This window comes from Catalinimonas locisalis, from assembly GCF_038039535.1.
In the GTDB taxonomy this organism is placed as follows: domain Bacteria; phylum Bacteroidota; class Bacteroidia; order Cytophagales; family Cyclobacteriaceae; genus Catalinimonas.
This window is the reverse complement of sequence record NZ_JBBPHP010000001.1, coordinates 462,610-482,866: the sequence shown is the minus strand read 5'-3', so window position 1 is coordinate 482,866 and position 20,257 is coordinate 462,610. Positions and strand designations below refer to the sequence as shown.

Sequence of the window (20,257 nt, the reverse complement as noted above, 5' to 3'; positions counted from 1 at the left end):
GCAAGAACAAATTTTAAGTGCGCAAAATTACGGAAAAGAAAAGATTTTTTGAAGTATCACCGAATTTTGGATAAAAGCAGCCATACAACATTATTATTGTGTTATCCACACACAATAGCAGGATGCTACAGGATAACTTCTTAAGTAAAAATTATCTTCTTAAGAGTAAATGCATGGTCTGCTCTCGGCGATCCTTAGCATAGCACAACTAACACAAGATTACGAACAACCTTTCTGCTGAAATACTATGAATACAACAGCCCTACTGAGAATTACTGTATGGATTGTACTGCTGGGCGGGGTTCAAGCCTTTGCGCAAGCGCAGGGACAAACCGAAATTACCAATCTACAAGCGGAATATCAGAATACTCCTCTCGGTATTGATGTGGAAAACCCTCGCTTTAGCTGGCAGATGGAATCCCCATCGGGAGAGCGAGGTTACTATCAGACTGCCTACCGCATTGTGGTGATGAATGAAGAAGAAAAAGTGGTATGGGATACTCAAAAAAGGGAAAGTGATATTTCTCTAGGCATTACTTATGAAGGCTCTGCCTTGCAACCCACTACTCGTTATACCTGGATAGTCTCCGTATGGGACCAGGATAACGATATTACTGAAAATTCTTCCTGGTTTGAGACCGGCCTGATGAATCCTGACCCATCTCTGGCAGCCTGGAACGGTGCTGAATGGATCGGTGGCGGTGATGATGATTTGGTGTTTTATCCTCATTACCTGTCTGTTTTTAAACTCAACTATCAGCTACAATTGGATGAAGCCTCCGGCTCCACCCAGGCATCTTTTGTATTGGGTGGTAATGACAAACGGCTGATGGATAAGGATCTCAACCTTCAGGGAATAGAAAATCTGCAGGATGAGAGTTTCATCAGCTTTGAACTGGATATCTCCGAAGTGGATGGTTCGGAGGAAGGTCTGGCCAAATTCAACATCTACCGGGTAGGCTATGCTTCTGAAGATAATCAAGATGTCCCCTTCAAAAGTTATGATATTCCTTTACGTCTTGTCAGCAAAAAAAATAAATATGAGCCTCATCATTTTCATGTAAAAGCCAATTTTGGCCTGTTTGAAATCTACCTGGGTGGAGAGGAGCAAGAGAATAAAATTAATGTAAGTGATGATTCTCCCTCTCCTTTTGGTGGTGGTGGCATCAACTTAAATCCCGTTGGAAGTGGCAATAACTATATCAGCTATCCTATGGTGGCTGATATTGGTTTTGAGGTAGAAGCCGGTCAACAAGCTCTTTTTTCAAACGTAGAGGTAAGGAACTACCGTGCGCCCTCTAATGCCCTCTTTGCCGAAGATTTAGAGAACTCAGAGAGTTATCAGGGAGCTTTCTCAGCTTTTACTGAACAACCAAATGCAGGAATTTCTGTATCTGAAGAGGGCTATACGGTAAGCGGAGGTGAGGATGGTACACTAATACTGGCTGACCTGAGCCGGAATGCAGCACCTATGCTGCGCACTGAGTTTGCTACCGACAACAAAGCCATTCAGAAAGCCAGGTTATACGCTACTGCCCGGGGTATTTATGAAATGTACCTCAACGGAGAAAGAGTAGGCGAATCTTATTTCAGCCCGGGTCTCACCCAGTACAACAAAACCCATATGTATCAAACCTATGATGTGACAGCGCTGCTGGAAGATGGAGAGAATGCTTTGGGCGCCTGGCTGAGCGAAGGCTGGTGGAGTGGCAACATTACCTTCAGCGGTGAGCACTGGAATTTTTTTGGCGACCGTCAGTCGCTCCTTTCCAAACTCGTTATTACTTATGAAGATGGCAGTGAGCAAACCATTACTTCCAATCCTGATGACTGGAAGTATTTTGACAATGGCCCCATTCGCTACAGCAGCTTTTTTCAGGGCGAAGTATATCATGCCCAGCTTGAAGAAAACATTGAGGGATGGGCTACTACCGATTACGACGACAGCCAGTGGGAAGCCGCTGAAGTAGTTCCGTTAGAGGGCACTGCTTATCTGGAGACCACTACTGATCGTGCCGGAAACACCACTACTTTTGATTATGATGAGCTCTCGCTCATTGGTCAGATTGGAGAGAACCCCGGCATCGTAAAAACGCTGGAAGCCCAAAGTGTAGAAGAGGTTCGGCCCGGCGTATTTGTCTACGACATGGGCCAGAATATGGTAGGCTTTCCGCAGATAAAGATAGAGAATGGAAATGCCGGAGATACCATCATCATGCGCTATGCCGAGGTAAAGTACCCTGAGCTGGAGGAATATGGTGATAATGTAGGCATGATCATGCTGGAAAATATTCGTGCTGCCCTAGCTCAGGACCTTTGGATATTGAAAGGTGGCGATGAAATGATACAGCCTCGCTTTACCTTTCATGGGTATCGCTTTGTAGAAATCACCGGCATTGATGAAGCACTGGCACTGGAAGATGTGAAAGGTAAAGTAATCAGTTCCATTGACGAACTTGCTTCTCATTACGAAACTTCCAATGAGTTGGTGAATAAACTCTGGGAAAACATCAGCTGGTCTATGCGGGGTAATTTTCTTTCTATTCCTACCGATACCCCTGCCAGAAACGAACGCATGGGCTGGAGCGGTGATATCAATGTATTCTCCCGGGCTTCTACCTATCTGGGCAATATAGAACCTTTTATGAGACGGCATATGCTGGCCATGCGGGATATTCAGCGTGAAGATGGACGCTTTACTGATGTTGCTCCGGTAGGTGGTGGTTTTGGCGGTACGCTCTGGGGCAGTGCAGGCATCATTGTGCCCTGGGAGGTATATCAGCAGTTTGGCGATCTGGCCCTACTAAATGAGCACTATGATGCCATGAAGGATTATGTAAACTTCCTGGCTTCTAAACAAAATCCTGAAACGGGTATCCTGAATGAAGGACCATTAGGAGACTGGCTCAGCCCGGAAGGTTTTAAAAATGACAATACCCTACTATGGACGGCCTATCAGGTTCGGGACCTGGAAATTCTGGCCAAAACCGCTGAGCTGCTGGGTAAAGAAGTGGAAGCAGAAAAATTCTGGCAACAATATGAAGAGCGTAAAGCTTTTTTCAATCAAACTTATGTAGATCCCGAAACGCATAAAACCATACATTCCGGTCATCAGGGTCCAACTTTTGGTCCTCCTATCCCGGAAGACAAAAAGCCCAAAGCCGGTGACCTGGTAGATACACAGGCTTCTTATGCTATTCCTCTGGCCTTTAAGGTATTCAATGAAGAACATCAACCTTATGCTGCACAATATCTGGCTGAAGCAGTCAAAAGAGAGAATGTGGACGAAAAGATGGTGATGCGCCCTGAGTATTCGCTCATGACCGGCTTTATAGGCACGGCTTCGCTGAACGAAGCGCTTTCAGAAAATGGCTATGATGATGTGGCTTATCGTCTATTACAGCAAACTTCTTATCCTTCGTGGCTGTATTCGGTGATCAATGGTGCGACTACCATCTGGGAGCGTTTGAATTCTTATACCGTTGAGGAAGGTTTTGGAGGTAATAACAGCATGAATTCCTTCAACCACTATTCTTTCGGAGCTGTAGCCGCCTGGATGTATAACTATTCCCTGGGTATACAACGAGAGACGCCCGGATTCAAAACATTTATCCTCCAGCCTACCCCTGATCCTACTGGTGAAATGACATGGGCCAAAGGTTACTATGACTCCATGTACGGAAGAATTGAGAGCGAATGGAGAATGGAAGAAGGACAGTTGGTGTACAAAGCTAGGGTTCCTGCCAATTCCACAGCTACGCTTTATTTGCCTGCCGGTTCTGTAAAGACTGTTGAGGAAAGTGGAAAGCGATTAAAAAGAGCCAAAGGTATTAGCGACATCAAAGAGGAAGAAGGTAAAATTATCTGCAAACTAGCTTCAGGAAGCTATGAATTTGTGGTGGAGCGGTAAAATAGTTTGTGAGATTAATCATTTTAAAGCTTCACCAGTTTTATAGGCTTTACTTCAACCTTAATCCAGACATTACCCAGCCAGTAGGGGTCATTGGCAATCCACTTATCTAGTTCTGTACGGGAATCAAAGCGGCAGTATAGGGTAGAACCAATCATCTGTCCATCATCGTTGAGGATCGCCCCTCCTTCAATCAAGTGCCCTTTTTCTTTCATCAGGGTTGCCTGTTTAAGATGGGCTTCTCTTACTTTTAGCCTACGAGCCAGTGCATTTTCATCATCGGCATCATAAGCAATGACCATAAATTCCATACAATTATTTTGAGCAAGACTATCCTATCCGGGACGATCCTGTCCGGGACAATCTTACAAATATCAGTTATTTAGGCTATGACGCCAAAGCTAATATTATAAAATACTGACAAGAGGTAAGTAATTATCCTCAGTTTCCTTGCGAAATGTGTTACTAAATTTTCTTTGCCACCAAAAAAAGCCTGCTGAGATCAGCAGGCTTCGTCCGTTCAATAAGATAATAATATGATTAGCCAATGGCCTGCTCCAGATCGGCAATCAGGTCTTCAGCATCTTCTATACCTACGCTTAGCCTGATCAGAGAATCGCTCAGTCCGGTTTTTATCCGTTCTTCCTTAGGTATACTGGCATGCGTCATGCTGGCAGGATGACCGGCCAGTGATTCTACACCTCCTAAAGATTCTGCCAGAGAAAACATTCGCAATTTCTCCAAAGCACGGAAAGCATCTTCCATTTTATCTCCTTTTAGTACAAAGGAGATCATCCCCCCAAAGTCACGCATCTGCTTCTTCGCGACTTCATGACCGGGTAAAGTAGGTAAGCCCGGCCAGTATACACGATCCACATTCTCGTGGGCATTCAAATATTCAGCTATCATACGACCGTTTTCGCAATGACGCTGCATGCGTACATGGAGGGTTTTAATGCCTCTAAGTACCAGAAAGCAATCCTGCGGTCCGGGTACAGCTCCACAGCTATTTTGTAAAAAGCCCAGCTTCTCATCCAGTTCCGCTTCTTTTACGATGGTACAGCCCATCACAGTATCCGAATGGCCACCTAAATATTTGGTAATAGAGTGCACCACAATGTCAGCCCCCATATCCAGAGGGTTTTGCAGATAAGGCGTAGCAAAAGTATTGTCTACCACTACTTTGGCCTGATGGTCTTTGGCCAGATCTACCACTGCTTTGATGTCTATGATGTTCATCATAGGGTTAGTAGGCGTCTCTATCCAAAGCAGTTTGGTATTGCTGTTCATCTTGGCTTTGATCTGTTCCAGATCATTCATAGGCACAAAATGAAATTTGATACCGTAGTTAGCAAAGACTTTGGTAAAAATACGGTATGTTCCTCCGTACAGATCATTAGTGCTGATGACCTCATCGCCCGGCTTCAGTAGTTTGATCACCGCGTCGGTGGCAGCCATTCCCGAGGCAAAGCAGCGGGCATGTGTACCATTCTCCAGGGCTGCCAGGCTCTTTTCCAGCGCCAGGCGGGTAGGGTTTTGGGTACGGGCATATTCAAAGCCTTTGTGCTTGCCGGGAGAGCTTTGCACATAGGTAGAAGTCTGATAAATAGGCGTCATAATCGCACCGGTGGTAGGGTCGGGTTCTACACCAGCATGAATTGTTTTCGTTCCGAACTTCATATAAAAAATTGTTATCGTTTAAAATTTGGCTGCTTGAGCGCTATGAACAATATTAGCCAATATATGATTCTTATTCTTTAATGTGCGCCAATAATTTTGACACTATTCACCCAAATTCTACGTACCAACCGTCGTTCTGCCCTGCTCACGCTCTGGATGGCCATTGTTCCACTTACTGTCAGTTCACTCATCACCCTATATGCTTTAAGTCATGAGCAATTTATCCAAACGTTTGGGCAGTTGGAATGGGCAGTATTTTTTGTGCTTTCATGCTTTAGTATGGCGCTGGCACTTACTCCTACTACTTTTATAGCCTTGCTGAGCGGGTATTTTTTAGGCATGCTTTGCGCTCCTTTTGTCATTATCGCCTACATACTGGCTTCTTTTTTAGGCTATCAGCTTACCCATGTGATAGACAATGGGCATTTCATACAAACGATTAGAGAGCTTCCCGGAGGCAGAGGCGAAAAAGCATTGCGTTTTCTGGACGGCATACAGCATAATCAGTTTGGTCTGATCATCATGGCCAGAATTTCTCCGGTGCTACCTTTTGCCATCATGAATGTGCTGCTGCCCATAGCAGGAGTACGACTGAAAGAATTTCTATTAGCGGGAACGATTGGCATGTTACCCCGTACGCTGCTATTTATTTGGCTGGGAAGCCAGGCGCAGGAACTAAGAACACTGATAGAAGAAGGCCGCTCAGACTTTACTGCCCAATTGATGTTTGTAGTCTTGCTGGCTATTTCTGTTTTTGGACTATTGTATTATGGAAAGCGGATTTTAAGTAAGTATGTACAATAATACCATTTTGTTCTTTTACGAAAAATAAACTGCTTTATGGAACCCTTATCAATTATCCCTCTTATTAAAATATACCAGAAAAGCTCCTTTCAGAGACTCATTTATGATCAGCTGCTCTTAAAATCACGTATGGAGATTTTTTCTTGGCTTGCATTTTCCATGCTTTTTACACTTACGTATGTTTAACTTGCTCTTCTCCATCCAGCAAAAGGTACTATCCTTTTATGGATTTTTAACTCACTTAATTTAGTCGGTGCAATTCAGTCAATTTATATTGGTAATAGAAGGTGTAATCTCATCTGCTTCAGGTTTGTCAAAAAACACAGGAAATATCAAAAGCTAATGATTGTAGATGTTGGGAGGAAACAATGAAAAAAATTAGAGCATACGAATTTCAAAAGCAAATAGGAGAATGGACAAAAGACAGACAGAGTCTTGATGATTTAATCAGATTTGTTCATTCGTACTCAAAGCCCTCCATCACTGTTAACAAACTTGCTTTAGTAGGTATATATATAACAATTGTTTTAGCACTCGTTAACTACCTTCCCAACATGAATATTTACAAATTTTTTCTATCGTTCATTTTTTTCTCCACTATCCTCTATTTTGTGCTATTTAGTGTTTTTTCAGTTTTGGATACCATAATTCATCGTAGAAATCAAATACGGGGAATTATAGAAATATTAGAACATATACGATTTTATAACATAGCTGCCAGTTGTGCTCCCTTGAGAGGAACAGATCCATTGAAAATTTCGTAATTTTAGGATATGGAAAGTCCACTTATAAATAGAATTACCGTCAACCCTGACATTTGTCACGGTAAACCCACCATTAGAAATAAGCGGTATACTGTAGATTTAATTCTTGACCTTTTGTCCGCCGGATCAACTCATGCTGAAATCTTGGAAGATTATCCTAATCTGGAAGAAGAAGATATTTTAGCATGTTTGGCCTACGCAGCGAAAGTAACAAAGTACTCGAGCTACACTAAAATTTCAGTATGAAGCTGCTCGTGGATGCTCAACTTCCAGTAAAGCTTTGTGAAGTACTGAGCCAGCTTGGAATGGAATCCATCCACGTTGACGAACTTCCAAAAGGAGATGAAACACCCGACATGTAAGTTACCAAGTTTGCTGATCGTGAAAACCTTACTGTTGTAACCAAAGATTTTGATTTTTACCACTCACATATGACTCTGGGGAAGCCAAAGAAGTTATTCCTAATTACGACTGGAAATCTGAAGAATAGACAGTTATTCAATCTTTTCAGAAATAACACTTTAATCATTAAAAAAGCTTTGAAGAGAAGTAGTTTTGTAGAACTTAGTAACGAAGGAATAACCGAACATAAATAAACTGAGAGCACAACATTGACTATCCGCAATGAAGAATTAAACGCTACTTTGAAAGTAATAACGTTTAATAAATTTATTTGTAATATGACTCTGAGTACTCTGAAACCCCGCACTCCACCCATAACCAAAACCGATAAAGCCCCTTTTCATCAAGAAGCAAGAGCAATAAAATAGAAGTACATTCTATTTTATTGCTCTTATTTTATTTCATTACAAATGAATCACCTCATCATAAGCTGCGGCAGCGGCTTCCATCACGGCTTCAGACATGGTAGGGTGAGGGTGTACCGACTTGATGATCTCATGACCGGTAGTTTCCAGTTTACGAGCCGCTACTACCTCAGCAATCATCTCGGTTACGTTGGCCCCCAGCATATGAGCGCCCAGCCATTCTCCATACTTTTTGTCAAAGATCACCTTCACAAAACCATCGTTGGCTCCGGCAGCACTTGCCTTACCTGAAGCTGAGAAAGGAAACTTACCTACACGGATGTCATAACCGGCATCGCGGGCAGCCTGCTCAGTATAGCCTACCGAAGCTACTTCCGGCCAGCAGTAGGTACAGCCAGGGATGTTGTTATAATCCATAGGTTCTACTTCCATGCCTGCGATTTTCTCTACGCATATGATGCCTTCGGCAGAAGCTACGTGTGCCAATGCAGGACCTTTTACGATATCGCCAATTGCATACACACCGTCAACATTGGTACGGTAATATTCATCTACCGCTACCTGGTTTTTTTTATCGTTGAGTTTAACCCCTACCTGCTCTAAGCCTAAGTTTTCCAGATTGGTAGCGATACCCACTGCTGAAAGTACCACATCACAGTCAATAGTCTCTTCGCCTTTCTGCGTTTTTACTTTTACTTTACAGCCTTTGCCTTTGGTATCTACATTGGTTACTTCCGAGCTGGTCATGATTTTGATGCCAGACTTCTTGTATATTTTCTCCAGTTGCTTGGATACTTCTTCGTCCTCTACCGGCAGTATACGTGGCATAAACTCTACTACTGTTACCTCAGTACCGATGGTATGATAGAAATAGGCGAACTCCATTCCGATGGCTCCTGAGCCTACTACCACCATTTTCTTGGGCTGCTTCTCCATCACCATCGCCTTGCGATAACCAACGATTTTTTCATTATCAATAGGCAGATTAGGCAATTCGCGAGAACGGCCTCCGGTAGCCAGGATAATGTGCTTAGCCTTATAAATTTCTGACTTTTTATCCTCGTCGGTTACTTCCACGGAACCCTTGTTAATGAGCTTGCCATGACCGGCCAGTATGTCTATTTTGTTTTTGCGAAAGAGGAACTGAATACCTTTACTCATCTTGTCGGCAGTATTGCGACTACGCTTTACCATGGTAGCAAAATCTACCGAATGGTCTTTAATGTCTATACCATAATCTTTTGCATGTTTGATATAGTCGTATACCTGGGCGCTTTTGAGTAGAGCTTTGGTAGGGATGCAGCCCCAGTTCAGGCATATGCCTCCCAGTTCTGCTTTCTCCACTACACCTACTTTCATTCCCAGTTGTGAGGCTCTTATTGCTGCCACATAACCGCCCGGGCCACTCCCGATGACGATGAGATCATAACTTTTATCAGCCATAATTTTTCTGTATTGGATAGGTTTGGTGCAAAAATAATTGATTTAAACTCTTAACAAAATTAGCCCTTTGGTCTATTGAAGGCACTAAAAAGGAAGTGCATTGTAAATAACGGTATCAGAAGGAATTGGTTGAGCCTTACCGAAAAGGTGTGAAAGCCTTGGACAGACTAAGAAATTTAATTCTCAAACTGTAATATTAACTGATAAATGTACCAACATTTTTATTTGCAGATGCTTACCTTTTAAAGCCAATACCATATGCCGATGAGAAAGCGTTAAACCTTTATGTCAAAGTACAAACATATTTTATTTGACCTGGACCATACCCTCTGGGATTTCGAGAAGAATGCTACTGAAACGCTTTGTGAGTTGTATGAAAACTTTCAGCTGACCAGCCTGGGTAATTTCAGTGTGCAGGAGTTTTGCCAGACTTTCCACAGGGTAAACCATCACTTATGGGCGCTCCACCAGCAGGGAGCTTATGAGCAGAGTAAGTTAAGGTCAGACCGTTTTAAGAAAATATTTTCAGAGTTAGGCGTGGCCGAGACGCTTGTCCCTCATAGCATTCAGGATGAATACCTTAGGATATGCCCCTCTAAACCTCATGTCTTCCCCTTTACGCATGATATCCTTGAATATTTGAAAGAGCGATACCAGTTGCATATTGTGACCAATGGATTTTCAGATGTGCAGCATATCAAGCTCAAAAGTGCCAGACTCACCGATTATTTTACTCATATTGTGACTTCGGATGGCGCTGACCTCCGCAAGCCTAGGCCTGGTATTTTCAAACATTTACTTGAGCTTATCGGTGCAGATGTTTCGGAATGTATTATGATTGGCGATAATCTGCTCACTGACATTGCCGGAGCGCATAATGCCAATATAGATTGCATCTACTTTAACCCTAACAAAGTGTCCCACAGAACGCGTACAACCTATGAAATTTATTGTCTTAGTGAGTTAAAAGGAATTTTATAGTCTGCTATTCCATTATTATAGTGAGAACTTAAAGGTTCAATTATTACATTTCTTTCAAAATCAGACTCTAACTGCTATATTGAAATCCTATTTTTGTAATCTTACTTCACCAAATTTTACTTTCATTAATGTATATTAACGCAAAAGCAAAACAGGCTAATACCTACGATGCCATCGTCATCGGCTCCGGTATCAGCGGAGGATGGGCTGCTAAAGAGCTCACCGAGAAAGGTTTGAAAACCCTGGTACTGGAGAGAGGTAGAAATGTGGAGCACGTCAAAGACTACCCCACCGCAACCAAAGCTCCCTGGGAACTCCCCCACCGTGACCGCGTATCTCCTGAAGAGATAGCGGAACACTATCCCAAGCAAAGCCGTACTGGTTATACTATCCGCGAATCCAGCAAGCACTGGTTTGTTAAAGACAGCGAACACCCTTATCAGGAAAACAAGCGCTTTGACTGGATGCGTGGCTATCATGTAGGAGGAAGGTCCATTATGTGGGGGCGCCATAGCTACCGCTTCAGTGATCTTGACTTTGAGGCAAACGCCCGTGACGGTTATGGCGTGGACTGGCCTATCCGCTACAAAGACATCGCTCCCTGGTACGATTATGCCGAGAGCTTCGCTGGCATTCAGGGACAGAAAGAAGGCTTACCCCAATTGCCTGATGGTAACTTCCTTCCCCCCATTCCGATGAATTGTCTGGAAGACCATTTCAGAAAAAGTGTAAAAGACAAACTGGGGCATGTCGTGACGATCGGCCGTACAGCTAATCTAACACAAAACCATAACGGGCGTACCAAATGCCAGTTTCGTAACAAATGTATTCGTGGATGTCCTTATGGTGCTTATTTCAGCAGTAATGCTGCTACCTTACCCGCCGCAGCTGCCACCGGTAACCTCACGGTAAGACCATTCTCTATTGCTACGTCTATCATTTATGACCCCGAGAAGAAAAGAGCTACCGGTGTACGCGTGGTGGATCAGGAAACGATGGAAGACATGGAGTTCTACGCAAAAGTGATCTTTGTCAATGCTTCTGCCGTAGCCTCTACCGCTATTCTGATGAATTCCAAATCGGATGCCTTCCCCGAAGGTATGGGCAACAGCAGTGGTGAACTGGGACACAACCTGATGGACCACCACTTCCGCGTAGGTGCCAGTGGTACTTATGATGGCTTTGGTGACAAATATTATTATGGTCGCCGTCCTACCGGATTTTATATTCCCCGCTTCCGCAATGTGGATAAAAAGAGCGAGCAAAAAGATTATCTTCGTGGTTACGGATATCAGGGAGGCGGAAGCCGTGACAACTGGACTGCGGCAGTCAGTGAACTCAATTTCGGCGCGGGAATGAAAGACGCCATTGTGCAGCCCGGCCCTTGGTCTTTGGGGATGACTGCTTTTGGCGAGACCTTACCCTATCATGAAAACAAGATGATGCTGGATTACGACAATCTTGACAAGTGGGGACAGCCTACCGTGCGCTTTGATGCTGAATTCAAAGAAAATGAAAAGGCCATGCGTAAAGATATGGAAGTAGCCGCTGCTGAGATGCTGGAAGCTGCCGGTATGAAAAACATCAACACTTATGATGCCGGAAGCTGGCCAGGGTTGGGTATACACGAAATGGGAACTGCCCGCATGGGTAGAGACCCTAAAACTTCGGTGCTCAATGCCAATAACCAATTGCATGATGTACCCAATGTGTATATGACAGACGGTGCCTGTATGACTTCTGCTGCCTGTGTTAACCCTTCATTGACCTATATGGCCTTGACTGCCAGGGCGGCTGATCATGCGGTGAATGAGTTGAAAAAAATGAATGTTTAATTCTGACCTAATAACGATCTATAGATATGATGGATAGAAGAACCGCATTAAAAAGAACCGCGCTCATGATGGGAGGAGCTCTCTCCTCTTCTGCCATTGCCGGTGTACTGAATGGTTGTACTGCCGAAAAGCAGGTAGACTGGAAGCCGGTATTCCTCACTGACGACCAGGCGGTAGCTACTGCCGAGCTGGCGGAGCGCATCATTCCGGCAACTGACACACCCGGTGCCAAAGATGTAGGCATACCCGAATTTATGGACATGATGCTCAATGATGTGTATACTGAAGAAGAGCAGCAACACTTTGTAGACGGCATTACCAAGCTAAACCAGGACAGCCAAAGTCAATACGGCGAAGATTTTGCTAATCTGGAACCTGAGCAGATGGATGCCATTATCCAGATGCAGGCTGATGCTGTACAGGGCTATGAAGGCGCAGGTAAGCCTTTCTTCCTGATGGCCAAAGAACTGGTAATGCTTGGCTTCTATACTTCTGAAATAGGGGCTACTCAGGTGCTACAGTATTCACAGGTACCTGGTCGCTACGAAGGTTGTATCTCAGTAGAAGAAGCAGGCGGCAAGACCTGGGCTACGGGCTAACATTAAATTTCGTACAAATTATGTTGAAGAACCGGAGGCCAAAGCTTCCGGTTTTTTATTTTCAATACTGTGTGACGGACGCACGACTTATTATAAGTATTCTTTCATGTAGCTTTTCTTAATTTATTCTGTTTTTAATACAATTTTATAGTAGAATATTGCAGTATAAATACTTACTGCATGAAATATATAATTCTACTATTCATTTCTCTTTGTTTCAGCCTTTCCGTTTATGCACAGTCACCTGAAATCTGTGGTAACGCCATTGATGATAATGGTGATGGTCTCATTGACTGTGAAGATCCACAATGCGGTTTTCTACCCCAATGTGATAAAGAAACCAACTGTTTTAACGGAATAGATGATGATGGAGATGGCACTATTGATTATTATGACAGGGATTGCTCGGATAATCCCGCCAACCCCAATAAATATATTAGTAACGAAGCCGCATGTACTTCTTTTCCTGCAAATGTAAGTTTTGAACCAGAACCCGCCTGGGATTCAGATATACAAACGAGTGCCGCATTAGGCATGCCTAGTGTTGCTGACCTGGATCAGGATGGTTATCCTGAAGTCATTAGCATGAACAGTGAAACTGGCTGGCTTTATGTTCTGGATGGACGTACAGGTAGTACTTTGAATCAGGTAAGAGTGAAAACTGGTCAACTGTATGCCTATCCGACAGTAGGAGATGTAGATGGTGATGGCTTTGGTGAGATTTTCACCATTGATCTCAATGGTGTTATCCGTGCTTATGAGCATGATCTCACATTAAAATGGACAGCGACCAGCACTTTTACCGGATTCGGTAGACATCTGGCATTAGCGGATTTTAACCATGATGGCAAAGCTGAATTATATTCTGTAAATGAGATTTGGAATGCAGAAACTGGCACGCTATTACTCAAAGGAAGTCATGGCAGCAGTATGTACCCTTCAGCCAATGACTGGCATCAAGAGTTAAATGCTACTCCTGCCGCAGTAGATATTTTGCCTTCCCCAGGCTTAGAACTGGCTGTGGGTCATATCGTTTACACTGTAAATATCACGAATACCGGAGGTATTAGTGGCAATAGCTTAACTGAGGCAAAGAATATGAACAATGCGGGATTATTGCCCGCAGATTATGCAGGCTATTATCCTGCTGATGCGGATTGGGGCGGACAAACCCATAGCCAGACCGCTGTAGTAGACTATAATCAAGATGGAAACCTGGATGTCCTTATAGGAGGAGCCAATGGAGGTATTGATAGTATCACTACCGCTTTCTTTTGGGACATCGCCAATGATGCCGTAAAAACTTTCACTGTAACCAAACCCGGAAATAACATTCCTACTTTGATCAGAGGAACATACTCAGATTTGGCAGGTAATAATTGTGATACTGGCGATGAATGTTACTGGGAAAGGGGTATGGGCAGTATCAGCGTGGCTGATATTGATGGAGATGGTCAGCTGGAAGCAACCTTTGTATCGGGCTCATCACTCTACGCGCTGGAAAGGGATTTCACCCAAAAATGGGTTAACCATGATGATTTCTGGGATAGTGGTTCAGGAATCACCAGCCTTAGTCTCTATGATTTTGATGGAGATGGAAGTGCTGAGATTCTATACAGGGATGAGATTGACCTGTATGTTATTGATGGTACTACCGGCCTCCCCTTAACCGAGTATTCAGGTACTTTTTGTAGCTCTCAAACACAGGTAGAGTATCCTATCATCGCTGATGTGGATGGTGATGGAGAGACGGAAATTATTCTTTCCTGCGGAGAAGCAGAAAATATATTCGGCAGCTCACCTGCTACCAGTGGAACCCGGACAAATGGATTTATACGCGCTTACAAAGCGGCTCAGGGCAATGGCTGGGCTCCTACCAGAAAAGTGTGGAACCAGTATGCCTACTACAATGTCAATATCAATGATGATCTGAGTATCCCCAGATATCAGCAGGCGCATCATCAAAGTTTAGACGCAAATTGCCCTAATACACTGCCCCTAAATAAATATCTTTCTCAATCTTCACTCATCACACCTTGTGGCGACCCTGTCTTTCCTGCTGCCAAATTAGATTTTGAAGGAGAAGGACTTCAAATTATCTCTACTGCCAGCTGTGCTGAAAATGAAATAGATGTAAGGTTGCGCTTTAAAAACACTGGAAATAAAGCTGTGATTGAAGCTATACCAATTTCTTTCTATACTGGCAATCCTACTGCAACTTACAGTAATACTGATGAAAGCCCCTATCTGACTACTATCAATTTAAATCTGAATGAAAGTTTGCAAGCCACTCAAATATTAGATACCATCATTACCGTACAAGCGATACCCGGCGAGTATGAGTTATTCGCTTCCTTTAATGACATAGGGCAAAACAATAGTAGCAACGAAGCATTCTACCCGCTTACTGAATTAAATGGAAGCATCGCAGAATGTGATGATACCCCTACGCTTTTCAGCATAATGGTAGTACCTCAATCTTTTGAGGTAAAAGCGGTAAAGATCAGGGACAATAGAAACTGCCCCGGAAATGTAACTTTAAACAATGGTGAGGTACAGGTTCTAGCTCCTGACGACACACCATTTCCTACTTCTAATTATTCCTTTACCTGGACCAACATACAAACAGGCCAGGTAGTAGGTACAGATGCCTTACTTACTGGTCTCGATTCAGGAACATATCAGATCGTTGTTGAAAATACAGACTATGGTTGTCTTGGGTTGGCAGACACTATAAAGGTTGAAAGGCTTGAAGACTGGCCGGATACGCAAGTTATTACTTTAGAAGAACTGCAGCCAGTATCGTCTTGTGTTCCCGGCACTGCGGATGGAGTAGCCCGAGTGCTGATCAATGGTCAAACTGCTGATGAAAGTGAATATGATATTGAATGGGAAGATGAGCAGCAGGCTGGAATATTAGCAATTGGCGATACAGTATCTAACCTCAAACCTATTCTGTACAAAGTAACGGTTATCAACAAACTCACTGGATGCTCGAGTAGCGAAACGATTGATATGACATTGGATGGACCGGTGATGGATTATCCCACAATTACTGTAAACACCAATTGTAAAAGTCCTAATGGCTCCATTTCTGCCAAACCATCCACAGGATATGCTTCAGATTATGGGTATATGCTTATCCAGCTTAGCCCTGTACAGGATACCATTCTTATACATAACAATGGCTCATTTACTGGTCTGGATGAAGGCTTATACGACCTTCGTATGTTTGATCCAGTTACCAAATGCGGTAAATATACTGATGGTATAGCAATCGAGGTAACCAAGGAAATCAATATAGATGATTTGACAGTGGAAATCACTAATCCTCAAACTGCCTGTAATCAACCTTATAATGGACAACTACAGGCCGTAATTAATAATCCTAGCATATATGACTTTGTCTGGTATAGAGGGACTGTTACTACTGGCCCAACGGCTGAAATCGTAGCTACTGATTACATTACTCCCGATACCTTAGGCACAAATCTTACTGATATCTACACTGTAATAGCTACCCGCTTAAGTTCAGGATGCTCTGTAAGTCAACAAATACAACTTACTGAAAATATTCCATCTGCTAATTTCAGCTATGCCTATTCCACTTATTGTCAGGATAGTAGTAATCCGCTTCCGGAAATACATACTCTGGGTGGCACCTTCTCTTCTTCTCCAGGACTGCTAATTGATGCAAATACCGGAGAAATTGATCTGTTAGCCAGTACACCCGGCGTGTATACCATAACTAATACTATTGCAAGCGCAGGAGCATGTCCTGCCAGTAGCCATTCTTTTATGCTTCAAATTGTTACAGCAGAAGATGCTTCTTTCTCTTATGCGCAGTCAAGCTATTGTAAGAATGAGGCCAATCCGGTGGCAAATATCACAGGCACTCCGGGAGGCACATTTTCTTCTACTTCCGGGCTGGTTTTTGTAGATACTACGACTGGTGAGATAGACCTTGGTAACAGCATTTCCGGAACCCATGAGGTGACTTATACTACTTCAGGGAGTTGTCCAGCGATGTATACTTTTGACTTTACAATTCATGAGGCTCCGGTTATTACTTCAGTTAGTACGTCTAATACTTCCTGTGATGGTTTTGATATTGATTGGGATGCTGTACCCGGTGCGACTGACTATCTGGTAGAAATTTCGGAGCAGTCGGATTTTAGTAATATCATTGCAAGCAGCAATATTGCTTCTACTAATTATACTTTCTCTGGTCTTATTTCAGGACAAACGTATTATTACCGGGTAAGTAGTGAGACTGACTGCGGAACGATTACTTCTACCGTTGAATCAATAATTACTGAAGGTGTTCCTACACAGCCCGCTAACCTGCTAGCTACAGCTGCTTTTGAAAATGGATTCACCCTAAACTGGGATGCAACAGAGCAGGCTACTGACTATGTGGTAGAGATAGACGATGACCCTTTGTTTTCTAGTCCTGAAATTTCAAACATTATAACAGGTACAACTTTTACCGCTTCGGGTTTAATGTCGGAAACCTCTTATTCAGTAAGAGTAACTCCAAGAAGCACATGTGGTACGGGGTCATCTTCAGAAATTACCGCCCAAACTTCTTCTGCCCTGCTCGTATCCGACTCCCTGGCCCTGGTAGCGCTTTATTATGCTACCGACGGAGATAACTGGACAAGAAATGACAACTGGCTTACAGGACCGCTTGATAGTTGGTATGGGGTGACAGTAAGTGAATGGAAAAACCGAGTGTCACGCTTATCGTTACACAATAATAATTTATCCGGAACAATACCTTCAGAAATAGGAGAGCTTAATAGTTTGTCTTATCTCTATATGTCTGAGAATCGGTTGGAAGGTGAAATCCCTGTTAAGTTAGCTCAATTAACTAATTTAGGCGAACTAAATCTTAGCTACAATAACCTAGAAGGACTAATCCCAAAAGAATTAGCAGCGCTGAAACTTTTGGTCAATCTGGGATTATCCTACAACCAGTTTAGCGGAGAGCTCCCTAAAGAAATACTCAATATCTTTGTAGAAAATGATTCAGAATTTGACTCTTTAGCAATAGAGGGCAATCATCTTGCAAAATTACCAGTCTATCCTGAAGGGATAGGCCCCTCATTTATGCATTCTGCAAGCATTAATAAACTCACTTTTGATGATATCTTGCCCAATTTAACATATTTTGATTCTTATTTAGGTAAGGCATACGCTCCTCAGCGGGCTATTGGCGTAGACGCTAGCTTATATTTAGATGAAGGTGATTCTTATACCATCGACTTAGGCATAGACGAGGAAATTACTGACAATCAATATGTCTGGTTTAAGGATGATGTGGCTTTTGATACTACCAATGTCAATTACTATACCTTCTCATCATTAACTATCCAAGATGAAGGTAGATATACATGTAAGGTAACAAATGCCGGAGCACCTGATCTTACCCTTTACAGTTATCCGGTTACCATTTATGTAAGTCCTGAAAATGAAGAACCTACTTTATCCGTTTCAGCTTCTAAGAACTGTATAGATCAGGAGATTAGTTTTACTGCTAATGGACGAAATGGGTATGAGACGTATCGCTGGTTTATTCGTAGGGACACAGGTTACTCTATTATCTTATCAGATTCTATCACCACCTCTCCAACTTTGGTGCATAGTTTGGATCAGGAAGGTGACTATACCGTTCGGCTTACCCTCACTAATCCTTATCTTGATGATACGGTATTGGTAGATCATTTTAGCATAAAACCTTCACCCGAAGTGAGTCTACTTGCCTCTATGAATTTGAATACCGACTCTCTCATGCTTACTGCCATAGAGGGTTATGCTGCTGATACTTTAACATTTGAATGGTACAAAACTGAAGGCCAGGAGCATATCAGCATAGGCAGTAAAAACACACTCTGGATTAAGGAAGGAGGTACTTATAGTGTAAGCGTGATCAACCCTGCTGGCTGTGAGACTGAAGCTGAGATTTTTGTCATTGACACTCGTCCGGAGACACAGACCATCACTTTTGATACTATCCCTGATAAGGTCTATGGCGAGAGCTTTGAGCTAAGTGCTACAGCTTCTTCAGGGCTGGCAGTTACTTATGAAGTGATTGCTGGGCAGGAGTTTGTCAGCATCAGTGATCAGACAGTCAGTATTCTAGGCGTAGGCTCAGTGACTATAAAGGCCAGCCAAAGTGGTAATGGAGAATATCTTGCCGCTGAGACGGTCAGCCAAAGCTTTAACATCAGCAAAGCACCGCAGCAAATCAACTTTACTGCTATCCCGGATATGCTGCTGGAAGAAGGAAGCTTTAGCCTGGAGGCCAGTAGTAGTGCTGGCCTGCCTCTGACTTTCTCCTTCAATGGTCCGATTGTCTTAAGCGGAAAATCAGTAAGTCTGATAGATACCGGAAAGGTCACTATTACCGCTTCTCAGGAAGGTAACGATCATTATTTGCCAGCTGCCTCTGTATACCATACCTTTATTATCGGACAAGAAAAGATCATAGAAAAAGATACGCTTCATCAGTTGAGTATCCGTATTGATACCGAAGCTAATAACACGTTTCCCCTCAAGCTTAGCTTATTCAAAAAGCAGGATGGAGTATATAAGTTGATCAATCAGGAACGTATGTTTACAACATCGCTCTCTTACGAGAACCTGGCGGAGGGTGAGTATACGCTCAAGATAAAAGCGGAGCAAGGTCCATTTCTTCCTACTTATCTGGGTCAGTACTTATTACTGTCTGAAGCTGAGAGAGTAAGCCTCACCCAAGATACAGAAGTTAGTCTGAGACCTATTTCAATTCCTGAAGTATTGAAAGAAATAGGGATAACGCTCCGGGGAAGATTTATTCAGAGTGCACAAGCCAGTAATGGCCGACTGATGATCAGCCAGGAAGCTTTGGATGGCATTCCCGTAGTTGGGCTTACCATTTACCTCATAGACAATCAAGATCAAAACTTAGTAGCCACTACCTCTACCGATGGTGATGGTAAGTTTATGTTTACCAATCTATCTCCCGGAAGCTATAGCATCAAAGCGGACCACAAGGCCCTGCCAATGGATGCTTCCGCAAGCTTTGAGGTAGCGCAACAGTCTCTGGAACTTACGGTAGTGGCCGGAGAAGAGATCAGCATTGTGGCTAAAGAAGAAGTAGAGGGAGAAGTGACGGCTTTTGAGGATGAGATCAGGCAGCAGCTTAGGTTTTATCCTAACCCGGTAGAGGATATGTTGTATCTGCAAATACCTTCTAGCCTGATAGGTGGAGAATTAAAAATCTTTGATACGCACGGGAAACTGGTATTTACTGCTGCCGTCAATCATACCAAGATCAATTGCTCTCTATCGCACCTCAGTAGCGGACATTATCAGCTGCAGATTGCTCATCAGGGGAAAACATATGCATTGAAGATCCTGAAGCGATAATCTAACTCTATACAAGTAAGTAAGCACATGATTCATCATGTGCTTACTTACTTGTATTCAA

10 protein-coding genes and 1 pseudogene are annotated in these 20,257 nt (G+C 43.2%); 8 read left to right on the top strand and 3 right to left on the bottom strand.

Going from position 1 to position 20,257, the window contains the following annotated elements; all coding sequences use genetic code 11:
• Positions 1–247: 247 nt before the first annotated feature.
• Positions 248–3,910, top strand: coding sequence for a family 78 glycoside hydrolase catalytic domain (locus WJR50_RS02030; protein WP_341291543.1), 3,663 nt, complete (start codon positions 248–250; stop codon positions 3,908–3,910).
• Between the two features lie 23 nt (positions 3,911–3,933).
• On the opposite strand, the gene WJR50_RS02025 is transcribed toward WJR50_RS02030, so the two are convergent.
• Together WJR50_RS02025 and WJR50_RS02020 are read right to left on the bottom strand one after the other, a co-directional pair.
• The gene (locus WJR50_RS02025) at positions 3,934–4,221 is read right to left on the bottom strand and encodes a YciI family protein (protein ID WP_341291542.1); all 288 of its coding nucleotides are present in this window, start codon (positions 4,219–4,221) and stop codon (positions 3,934–3,936) included.
• 229 nt (positions 4,222–4,450) lie between these two features.
• The gene (locus WJR50_RS02020) at positions 4,451–5,590 is read right to left on the bottom strand and encodes a cystathionine gamma-synthase (protein ID WP_341291541.1); all 1,140 of its coding nucleotides are present in this window, start codon (positions 5,588–5,590) and stop codon (positions 4,451–4,453) included.
• Between the two features lie 96 nt (positions 5,591–5,686).
• On the opposite strand from WJR50_RS02020, the gene WJR50_RS02015 reads away from it, so the two are divergent.
• From WJR50_RS02015 to WJR50_RS02005, 3 genes and pseudogenes are all read left to right on the top strand, one after another.
• Positions 5,687–6,394: a TVP38/TMEM64 family protein gene (locus WJR50_RS02015; protein WP_341291540.1), complete on the top strand. Its 708-nt coding sequence runs from the start codon at positions 5,687–5,689 to the stop codon at positions 6,392–6,394.
• Positions 6,395–7,167: 773 nt separating this feature from the next.
• Positions 7,168–7,404 carry a DUF433 domain-containing protein gene (locus tag WJR50_RS02010; protein ID WP_341291539.1) on the top strand — a complete coding sequence of 79 codons (237 nt, stop codon included), beginning with the start codon at positions 7,168–7,170 and terminating at the stop codon, positions 7,402–7,404.
• A pseudogene (locus WJR50_RS02005) lies at positions 7,401–7,754 on the top strand (DUF5615 family PIN-like protein). Before WJR50_RS02010 ends, WJR50_RS02005 begins: the two are co-directional and overlap by 4 nt.
• Positions 7,755–7,964: 210 nt before the next feature.
• Here the strand turns inward: WJR50_RS02005 and lpdA are convergent.
• On the bottom strand, positions 7,965–9,368 hold the full coding sequence (lpdA, locus tag WJR50_RS02000; RefSeq protein ID WP_341291538.1) for a dihydrolipoyl dehydrogenase: 1,404 nt from the start codon (positions 9,366–9,368) through the stop codon (positions 7,965–7,967).
• 285 nt (positions 9,369–9,653) lie between these two features.
• Here lpdA and WJR50_RS01995 point away from each other — a divergent pair, with 285 nt between their 5' ends.
• The 4 genes from WJR50_RS01995 (at position 9,654) to WJR50_RS01980 (ending at position 20,196) form a co-directional block, all read left to right on the top strand.
• Positions 9,654–10,349, top strand: a complete 696-nt coding sequence (locus WJR50_RS01995; protein ID WP_341291537.1) for a YjjG family noncanonical pyrimidine nucleotidase — start codon at positions 9,654–9,656, stop codon at positions 10,347–10,349.
• 128 nt (positions 10,350–10,477) lie between these two features.
• Positions 10,478–12,184, top strand: a complete 1,707-nt coding sequence (locus tag WJR50_RS01990) for a GMC oxidoreductase (protein WP_341291536.1) — start codon at positions 10,478–10,480, stop codon at positions 12,182–12,184.
• A 26-nt stretch (positions 12,185–12,210) separates the two neighbouring features.
• Complete coding sequence (locus WJR50_RS01985; RefSeq protein WP_341291535.1) at positions 12,211–12,783, top strand: gluconate 2-dehydrogenase subunit 3 family protein; 573 nt, start codon at positions 12,211–12,213, stop codon at positions 12,781–12,783.
• A gap of 180 nt (positions 12,784–12,963) precedes the next feature.
• Positions 12,964–20,196: an FG-GAP-like repeat-containing protein gene (locus WJR50_RS01980; RefSeq protein WP_341291534.1), complete on the top strand. Its 7,233-nt coding sequence runs from the start codon at positions 12,964–12,966 to the stop codon at positions 20,194–20,196.
• Positions 20,197–20,257 lie beyond the last annotated feature (61 nt).